Genomic DNA, 10,178 nt, shown 5'->3' on the forward strand with positions numbered 1-10,178 from the left:
AAAAAAAAGAAAACTAAAATTAAACACAAACATGAAACATTTATTACCAGCAAGGTATGTGCTGACGATGCTGCTCGCGTGCTTCATGGCTATCGGTGTACAAGCCGAAGCGTTGAAGTTTTATGTGTCGGCACAAACCGGTAACGACTCACGCAACGGTACGTCTTGGAATGCTGCATTCAAAACGCTGAAAGCAGCCCTCAAGGCGGCAGAAGCCAACACGAACTTAGAAGTGAACATCTATATGGCGGAAGGCAAGTATGAGGTAGCAGATCCTGTGAATCATGCAAATGCTTTCTATGTGCTCACCAGGAAGGGACAACGGTTGAATATCATGGGAGGATTTCCCAAGCCAGGGTCTCGGACGATCCCAACTGACACATGTAACAATAACCCAAAGCGATATCACACCGAGTTAGTGGCATCGAAGATGATGACACAATCTATCTTTCGTGCCAACAACACCAATCAAGCTATCATCTTGCGAGGGCTGAAGTTCAACTCTGCCAACTTTCAGGGCGGTGTAGGTCAAGGTGCATTGATAACGATGGACTGCGACAATTGTGACAATCCATATTTTGAGATGGACGACTGCTTTATCAGCTACTATAAGTCGGCAGGTTCGGGAGCTATCTATTTTTATGGAAACATGAAGAACCCTAAAGTGAAGATATCGCGTGTAGAAGTGTTGAGAGGCGATTTCTTCGGAGGTGTTGGTGGTGGTTTCTTGGCTTTCTCTGATGTAGGAAAACAAACCAACACCCAGTTTGACCTTAGCTATGTTACTTTCCACGACATTCAGCATCAGGGTACTTTTCAGGGGCAGTGTCTTATTGGTGTAACCAATGCGGGAACGCCAGAGGAAAATCCAAAGTCTTATGCAAGGTTAGACCACATACAGGTGAACCGCAACCTTGGTGGTACGGCTTCCGGACAGATACCAACCATCTTTTTGGAAGGCTTTGAGAATGTTTCCATCACCAACTCGGTAATCCATAATACCCAAGCCGGCGACGGTGGAGCAATCAAGGTGGCTTCGTTTGTCAATCTGCTTTCCGAGAACAACCAATACTACAACAACCTCGGAGGCGACCATGGTGGTGCAGTCTACGTGGTTACGGGAAAACAAGCCAAATGCGGTATCGATATCAATCGCAAACGCACCGCTATCTTCCGTAACGACCAGTTCTATGGCAACAGGGCAGGCGTGACGCTGGGTAAAGGTGATGGTGGTGGTCTTAACATCGACTCCCCTGATGGTGACAACCCCTTGTCCGTATTGATAGAAAACTGTAACTTCAACGGCAACACCACCCAAGCTCTTGAGGGAGGAGCGTTGTGGGTTAAGGTTGCAGGTAAAGTGGAAGTTAAAAACTCCATATTCTGCAACAATACAGGTAATGCACAAGGTAGTAGCGGTACAGGTTCTGGTGGTGCCATCCGCTTTGCTGGAGCTAATCCGCTCATTATTGACGGCTGTTATTTCAGTGGCAATAAAACTCAAAAAGGTGGTGGCGCTTTCGAAATTGATATTGCCGACAAACGTTTTGAGGTGAGCAACTGTGTATTTGTAGAGAACATTTGTACAGATGGTGCAAAAGAAGGTGGTATTATTTATCCTTCGGGAGGTGCAATTTCTTTGGCGAGTGGCTATGGAGCTTTCAAGAATTGTAAGTTTGTCAACAATTCCAGTCACACTTATGGTGGTGCTGTCAGCATCAGAAATAACAACTCAATGGCGGACCAACCGATCACCTTTGATAATTGTGAATTTGATAGCAATAAATCCAATAATGGTGGAGCCATTGGACAGATAAGCAACAGTCATGAGACCATCATAACCAACTGTGTGTTCAAAAACAACCTCGCCTACGGACTTGAAAGATCTGGTAATGGTGGCGGTGCCATCTGTATGTTGGATGCATGTAAGGGTACTGTTTTGAAAAACAATACGTTTGTGGGCAATTCCTCGACTGGTAATGGTGGTGTGTTCTTTTACAAGAGCGGAGCTTTAAAATCGGAGAACAACCGCTACTATAACAATAACGCATACACTGGTGGTGCTATTTTCTTGTTCAATCCGGACAATCTTATATCGTCGGGTGATACCTTTTATGGCAACTGGGCTAAACATACCGAAACGAAAGGAAATGGCAATGGTGGTGCTGTCTACATAGATATAGAACAGCGTAAGACGGTGGAATTTACAAATGGTGTTTTTGTAAATAACGTGTCTTACCAGTATAAAACAGACCTTTCTCGTGGCGGTGCACGTAATGGTGGCGGTGGTGCCATTTATTTCACTTGTGGCGCAGGTATAAATGCATCGACACCACTTATTGATGCCATGAATGGTTGTACATTCTATGGGAACAAGTGTTACAACAACAGTAAGATTTTGACCTCTACTGAAACTGGTGCCGACTTGTGTGCTAACCTCACGGAAACAGCATGCCACATATTTCAGGTGAAGAATACCAAGTTTCAATGTGAAAAATCTATTTACACGACACTTACGAAACTTTATAGAGTGTCACCAGAGACTACCTATGTAGACTTGGGTGGTAATTCATATAACACCACCAACCCAGGCACCCCCGCAGAGGCTGCTCCTATTGATGGACAAGGCTATACCAAGCCGACATCTGCCGAAATGGGTAAAAACGGCGAAGGTGTGAAGGTGGACTGTAAGGAAATCACGGAGCGTCAGGAGATTGACGTGACAAAGCCACACGCTGACGTCACCACCAGTAAAAAGGCACCAAAAACCTTTGTCTCATATTGTGCAGACGAAGAAAACTACTGGGCAATGTTCCAAAGTATAGGTGGTGAAGGTCCGTTCAAGTTTACTTACGATGTATGGAAGCAAAAGGGACGCGACATTGAGAGAATCGTTGAAGGGCGTACCGTGGAAACCTCAAAGACGAAATACCAGACGCCTGACTACGACGTCGATATCTATGACTACGATAAACCCATTAAAGACGAAAAGGGTAACATTATTGGATACCAGTCGAAAGGTAAGAGGCACATTAAGGGGACAATGGAATATCCCGACAGCGTGATAGTCAAAGGAGAGGATCTCTTCCCCAAGAAGTTTGTTGAGGAAGGCTACGTCTATACTATCATCGTGAAGCAAATGAGCGACTATGTTGGAGAAACATTCACTTATGATTGTGTAGACTACAAATTGCAGCGTGATTTCTCACAAGGAACCGGCGCACAGATCTTCTTCAAACCGTGTCTCGTAGCACCTGGCGATCTCGACTGGGATAACGACGGTATATTGAATTATGTGGAGTGTCCTGACTTGGCAGAACCTAATGTTACTCGAAAGGGTGGTATCACACTGAAATCTACCAGTGGGAAATGGGTGCGCTATCGAGATAACATCCAAACTCAGCAACTGTTCGCTGATATTGTAAACAATGAAAACTATTTGAACAAAACGCCAAAGGTGGGTCGTGTACTCACACTGCTACCATCAGTCATTGGAGCCAGCTCAAATACACGTGATCCGTTTACAATAGACCTTTCCGACAAGTTTGGCTATCCCGCAGGTACAGGAGCTGTGGTGGTAACGGTTCGCAACTATTCGATTGATAATGATCGTTTCATGACTGGCAATGCCAACGAAAAAACAATTACGCACTGGGAAGTGGGTGGAACCATGCAACCATACGTGCTGATGCAAAGTACACCTGCCTCCACGTTCCACAAAGACAATCAGTTTGGCATCAACATATTGACGAACGAAAACGCACTCTCGCAAACCGAATTATACACAAGTCTGACTGATGACAGATACACTGTATATGAAAAAGAAGGAACACACAAGGTGATCTTCAATAACGAGGATGCGAAACTTGTCAATCAGGTGGGACTATCCTATCTCAATACTGAGCCAGGCAAGAAATATTTTGAGTTCTCGCAGACACCGGATAAGTCTGGACAGGTGAACACGTTGGTAACGCTGATGCTGCCATGCGATACTGATATGGACGGAACACCAGACTTCTTGGATGCCGACAGTGATGAAGATGGCTGTGTGGATGCCATAGAAGGCGGTGACAATGTAACTGAGGACATGGTTGACGACCAAGGGCGCATCAAGGGTGATGAAGATAAAGATGGTGTGCCAGTAGCTGTGAATGCTGGTGGCAAAGCCGATAAAGACGGTAAGCAAGGACAGAGCGCAGGTTCAGCTTACGATGAAGAAGAGAATGCCTGCGGCAACAACTACTGGATTGGTGGCGTGGACAACGACTTCAATAAGAAAGGGAACTGGACCAAAGATGTTCCTAAGGACGGACAGAACATCATCTTTGCTAACAACCAGCCCGACATCAAGGGTGAGAAGAAGGTGGCAGAGCGTGATATGTACTTGCCTGCTGGTAAGTTTATCTCTGCAAATAAGTTGGTAAACAACGCACCGAACGAGAAGTTTGAAAAGGGTGCTACAACCAAGACCGCTGGTCACCCTGCTGTAGTTGTTCCCGCAGATGGTGGCTTGACTGTGAAGAGCGTGGCAGGCTTTGAGAATGAAACAGACAAGGACAAACTCGTGATGAAGACATCTACCGACGGCAAGAAGGTGGGTACGTTCATCTTGAACAATGAAAATGCATGCACCACTAAAGTGTTTGCTTCTGTAGAGTTCAAGCCATTAGGCAAGTATCTCCCAGGCAACATGGCAAATGACGATAAGGACAACACTTCTCCTGACTTTGGTAATAAAGTGAAAGCTGAGTTTGACTGGCAGTATATTGGTATTCCTGTGAAGGAAGTAAAGAAGAGCCCTGTGTTCAAGGGTGCGAAGGTTCGTGTCTACGATGAGAAGAAGAACGATACCGATCATTACTATCAGAAGTGGATCAATGTGATGCCTAAAGACAACATGACCGCCTTCAAGGGCTACGAGATAGCTCCTGTATTGGAAGGTAGTGACGGCGTTCGTCAGATACAAGGTGAGCTGAACTTCTGTAATCAAGAAATCGCACTGACACGACAAGCAGCCGTTGTTACTGCTTCCAAGGCAACTGATGCAAATGCCAAGCGTTACGGATTGGGTTACAACATCGTGGGCAACTCGTTCATGGCTGGTGTGGACATCAAGAGCATCAAGTTAGCATCTGGTGAGACGGGTGTCGACATGGACAACACGGTTTACATCTACACCACAGGTAGCTGGGATGACTGGAAGAACCACAATGGACAGTCTATAAAAGATAAGGGTGGCTATGAAGCTGTGAACATTGGCAAAGCTGGTGAGAGTGGTATTACCCGTACACTGGCACCTATGCAAGGCTTCATGGTGAAGTACAACAACCCTGTGTACAGTACGAAGACAGGTACACTCACCATTCCTTACACAGGATTGCAGTCTAAGTCCGAGCCGTTGCGCGCCAAGTCATTTATTATGGATGGTGACTTTAACCGCGGTAGTGTTATGGTAACAATGGATAATGGCAAGGTGGTTGATAAGTTCTGGACGTATCAAGAAGAGGACGCTACACCAGCCTACGACTCTCAATTGGAGGGTGAGAAGTTGAACATGGGTGAACCTTCTGTATTTGCTACAACCACTGACGGTAAGAATGTACAGATATCCAGTTTGCCTTCGTTGATAGGAAGCACGTTTAGCGTTGAAACCGCTAAGGATGAAACTTATAACATGGAGCTGAACACATGGAGCCTGAACTACCAGAACTTGAAGTTGGTTGACTTGAAGACGAAAACCGTGATTCCGTTCAACAACGGTAAGGCACGTTACTTCTTCACGGCTACGGTAGACGGCATCGAGCATAACCGCTTTATGTTCGCCGACACGCCAGAGACTGACTTTGAGAAGGTGATGGGTGCTGTGACAGGTATTGACAACGTTTCTATTACCTTGACCAAGGGCGAGGCAGAACTCTTCAACCTCTCTGGTGCTAAGATTGGTACCTTCAGCTTGCCACTCGATGCGAAGAAGCTGAAAGGACAAGTTCCTTCAGGTGTTTATCTCATCAAGGCTACCGACGGCACGAATGTGCAGACCTCAAAGATTGTCATTGAGTAAGCTCAATTGAACAAACATATATTACTTTGCTCCCGCAGACTTCACACGAAGTTCTGCGGGAGCAGTGTGTTTGTATAGTTGACGAGTTGACAAGTTTACAAGTTGACGAGGTGATTGCTTAAGTTTTTGGGTTCATGAGTTTTTAAGTTTATTAGTTTTTAGTTGACGAGTTGACGAGTTGACAACTTGACGAGTTTTTAAGTTTTAAGTTGACAGTTCAAATCTTAATGTTCAAGATTCAAAGCTCAATGTTGTTCATTTCACATTATTTCATATCTCTGTATTGGTGAATTCCTTAATTATCGTTATCTTTGCAATGAATTCAGAGATATTATTCATTCAAAATAAATAATTAATTATGGTAATTGAAAAAGTTCACGCAAGAGAGATTATTGACTCTCGTGGTAATCCTACAGTAGAGGTTGAGGTAACATTGGAAAATGGTGTGATGGGTCGTGCCAGCGTACCATCTGGTGCATCTACGGGTGAAAACGAAGCCTTGGAGTTGCGCGATGGCGACAAAGCTCGCTATGGTGGCAAAGGTGTATTAAAGGCCGTAGAGAATGTGAACAACATCATTGCTCCAGCATTGAAAGGTTTTTGCGTGTTGGAACAGCGCAAGATAGATTACAAGATGCTGGCCTTGGATGGTACTCCTACCAAAAGCAAGTTGGGTGCTAACGCTATCTTGGGTGTTAGCTTGGCAGTTGCACACACGGCAGCCAAAGCTCTTCACTTGCCACTATATCGTTATATCGGTGGTGTCAACACTTATACGCTGCCCGTTCCAATGATGAACATCATCAACGGTGGTGCACACTCTGATGCTCCTATTGCTTTCCAAGAGTTTATGATTCGTCCTGTGGGTGCTCCTTCTATTAAAGAAGGCATTCGTATGGGTGCAGAAGTATTCCACGCTTTGGCAAAGCTGTTGAAGAAGCGCGGCTTGTCTACCGCTGTAGGTGATGAGGGTGGTTTCGCTCCTAAGTTCGATGGTCTTGAAGATGCCTTGGATTCTATCATTCAGGCTATCAAGGATGCAGGTTATGAGCCAGGCAAGGATGTGAAGATTGCTATGGACTGCGCTGCTTCGGAGTTTGCTGTTCAGGAGAATGGTGAGTGGTTCTATGACTATCGTCAGTTGAAGAGTGGCATGCCAAAGGATCCTAATGGTAAGAAGCTGACTGCTGATGAGCAGATTGCTTACTTGGAAGAACTGATTACAAAATATCCTATCGACTCTATTGAGGACGGTTTGGATGAGAACGACTGGGACAACTGGGTAAAGCTGACCGAGAAGATTGGCGACCGTTGTCAGTTGGTTGGTGACGACTTGTTTGTAACCAACACGAAGTTCTTGGAGAAGGGTATCAAGATGGGTGCAGCTAACTCTATCTTGATTAAGGTAAACCAGATTGGTTCGTTGACCGAAACATTGGAGGCTATTGAAATGGCTCACCGTGCTGGTTACACCACAGTTACTTCTCACCGTTCAGGAGAGACCGAGGACACAACGATTGCTGACATTGCCGTTGCTACTAACTCAGGTCAGATTAAGACAGGTTCTATGAGCCGTACCGACCGTATTGCGAAGTACAACCAGCTCATCCGTATCGAGGAAGAACTTTGCTGCTCGGCTAAATATGGCTACTGCAAATTGAAGTAAATCTTATAGATTACTTATTTATATCAAAAGGGTGCATCGTAAAATGAATTATGATGCACCCTTTTACGATGCTATCTGTGTGTTATTTGCATCATTTGCAAAACCATTGCTTGCATGGGTAGACTTCTAAGAAATATACTTCTCGCAGATGATGCAGATGTCCTTCCTTTGGTTGGCTTTGAACATTTGTTCCGTTCACTATATGTACACGCAACATAAAAAAAACGAGAGATACCCATTGTGAGTATCTCTCGTTGAAGTTTTTCTTATGTCAATTGACTTACAGATTGTCTGGTTCAATCTGGAAGTAGCTCTGTGGATGGTCACAAACTGGACATACAGCAGGAGCTTTCTTACCGATAACGATGTGTCCACAGTTGCGGCACTGCCATACACAGCTACCATCACGTGAGAAGACAATCTCGTCTTCGATGTTCTTCAACATCTTGCGATAACGCTCTTCGTGGTGCTTCTCAACGGCACCAACAGCACGGAACTTCACTGCAATCTCTGGGAAGCCCTCTTCCTCTGCTACTTTCGCCATGTTCACATACATGTCTGTCCACTCATAGTTTTCGCCATCAGCAGCCTCTTTGATGTTGTCTGTTGTGGTAGGGATGTCACCACCGTGCAAGAACTTATACCATACCTTTGCATGCTCTTTCTCGTTGCGTGCTGTTTCTTCAAAGATAGCAGCCAACTGCTCATAGCCTTCTTTCTTTGCCTTAGAAGCAAAGTAGAGGTACTTGGTGTGAGCCTGGCTCTCGCCTGCAAATGCAGCCTTGAGATTCTCTTCAGTCTTTGTTCCTTTAATAGCTTCTGGATCGAAAGCTTTGAACTTCTCAGCTTTAGCGTGACATACTGGGCACTCTTTTGGTGCAGCTTCTCCTTCGTATGCGTATCCGCATACGGTACAAATAAATTTCTTCTTCATAATGTTTTTGTATAATCGTAAACGTTTTCGTATTTTATGCGTCTCTACGCTTGTGTCCCTACTTTTCGGTGTTGATAACGTTAGCAGAAGACACTACTCTACAAAGATACTATTTTTATCCTTGCATTGCAACAAAAATTGTATTTATTTCATTATTTCTTTTTCTAAATCTTTGTCATACCATTCTATTGCCATGGTCGTCCCCACCTTGTTTATCCGTTCACTTCTTCGATTGGCGTGGGGCTTGCGTCTACAGCGGTTGGCTCAATGCCCTTGTGGTGGTTTGTCTTTTTGCGTTTCACTTTGAACCGGTCGAAGCCCTCCCCATAAACGCCAATGACGGCACTCTGAGATACAAATGCAGCAGGGTCGATTTCGTTGATGAGATAAAATATCTTGTTTGATTCTGACTTCTTTGCCAAAACAAACAGCATTTTCATGTTTTTACCAGAAAAGAATCCTTGTGCATTGATGACAGTACACCCACGGTGTGGATTTTCATTGATTTGTCGACCTATCTCTTCATATTTTTCGGAGATGATAAAGAACTGTACCGACCTGCGCATACTGTTCACCACTTGGTCTACACAAAACGAGGTGATGAACAACACAACGTATCCGTATATCACTTTCTCCCAATCGTGTAATGCCAAGAAACTGGAAGAGATAATTACGACATCACAAAGTAAGATAACGCGCCCCAATGAGATGTCGCGATATTTGTTCACGATGGCAGCCACAATATCTGTTCCTCCAGTACTACCATTGGCTGATAGTCCTAAGCCAACTCCCGAGCCGCAGAATACGGCTCCGATGACACTTGCCATAAAAGGTTGGTCGCTCAATAAGGAGACGTCTTTCATATACGTTTGCACCAGTGAAGTAAGGGCTGTCAAGATAATGATGCCATAAATCGTTTTGATACAAAAACGCAGTCCCAATATGCGTAAAGCAAAAATAATAAGGATGGCATTCACAGCAAAATAACTATACTGTACTGGTATTCCTAATCCCCAGTATAATACTGAAGAAATACCCGGTACGCCACCTGTTGCAATGTCATTAGGTAACAAGAAAATTGTCCACCCGATACAATAAAACATCATCGCGATGGTGATGAATACATAATCTTTTAGCTCATTTGCGCTAAAAGGATTCTTTAAACCCGTTTTTTTCATGTCTGTCATTGATCATTGATTTGTTTTTGCAAGACTTCGTTCTCCGTTTTTCTCAACTTCCTTATAGGGGGTTGTCTTTGATGAGTCTTTGCTTTGCAAAGATAGATGAAGAAAACCTATTATCAAAATATTTGTGATTGTAAATTTTGATTAGTGTTACATGCTTTCTTCTGCACCTCGTTTTGAGGTACCAATCTTTCATTAAAGAGCGATATTTTTACAACAAAAAACAGCAACTTAGAAGCGTTTGTAAACCTGATGATGTACCGCATGAAAGGATAATTAATGCTGAATTTTCTTTACAAAGTGCCTCTCAAAACTCGCGTGAAATCATCCAAC

Annotated in this window: 4 protein-coding genes; 2 read left to right on the forward strand and 2 right to left on the reverse strand. The window is 44.2% G+C overall.

All coding sequences use genetic code 11. The annotated features are described in order from the left end of the window. The first annotated feature begins 31 nt into the window (after positions 1 to 31). Positions 32 to 6,061 carry a T9SS type A sorting domain-containing protein gene (locus HMPREF9304_RS10370; RefSeq protein WP_231564515.1) on the forward strand — a complete coding sequence of 2,010 codons (6,030 nt, stop codon included), beginning with the start codon at positions 32 to 34 and terminating at the stop codon, positions 6,059 to 6,061. Between the two features lie 358 nt (positions 6,062 to 6,419). Further along, positions 6,420 to 7,727 (forward strand): phosphopyruvate hydratase, encoded by a 1,308-nt coding sequence (eno, locus tag HMPREF9304_RS10375; RefSeq protein ID WP_036928822.1) that lies wholly within the window; start codon positions 6,420 to 6,422, stop codon positions 7,725 to 7,727. A gap of 280 nt (positions 7,728 to 8,007) precedes the next feature. Here the strand turns inward: eno and rbr are convergent, their stop codons facing one another. Beyond that, positions 8,008 to 8,661, reverse strand: a complete 654-nt coding sequence (gene rbr / locus HMPREF9304_RS10380; protein WP_008125168.1) for a rubrerythrin — start codon at positions 8,659 to 8,661, stop codon at positions 8,008 to 8,010. A 212-nt stretch (positions 8,662 to 8,873) separates the two neighbouring features. Then, positions 8,874 to 9,848, reverse strand: a complete 975-nt coding sequence (locus tag HMPREF9304_RS10385) for a YitT family protein (protein WP_008125166.1) — start codon at positions 9,846 to 9,848, stop codon at positions 8,874 to 8,876. Positions 9,849 to 10,178 lie beyond the last annotated feature (330 nt).

It is taken from the genome of Hoylesella timonensis S9-PR14 (assembly GCF_000762405.1).
Classification (GTDB): Bacteria; Bacteroidota; Bacteroidia; order Bacteroidales; family Bacteroidaceae; genus Prevotella; species Prevotella timonensis_A.

Excerpts from the sequence above, each read along its gene's own strand:
- HMPREF9304_RS10370 (WP_231564515.1), top strand. The coding sequence starts at position 32 with ATGAAACATTTATTACCAGCAAGGTATGTGCTGACGATGCTGCTCGCG.
- eno (WP_036928822.1), top strand. The coding sequence starts at position 6,420 with ATGGTAATTGAAAAAGTTCACGCAAGAGAGATTATTGACTCTCGTGGT.
- rbr (WP_008125168.1), bottom strand. The coding sequence starts at position 8,661 with ATGAAGAAGAAATTTATTTGTACCGTATGCGGATACGCATACGAAGGA.
- HMPREF9304_RS10385 (WP_008125166.1), bottom strand. The coding sequence starts at position 9,848 with ATGACAGACATGAAAAAAACGGGTTTAAAGAATCCTTTTAGCGCAAAT.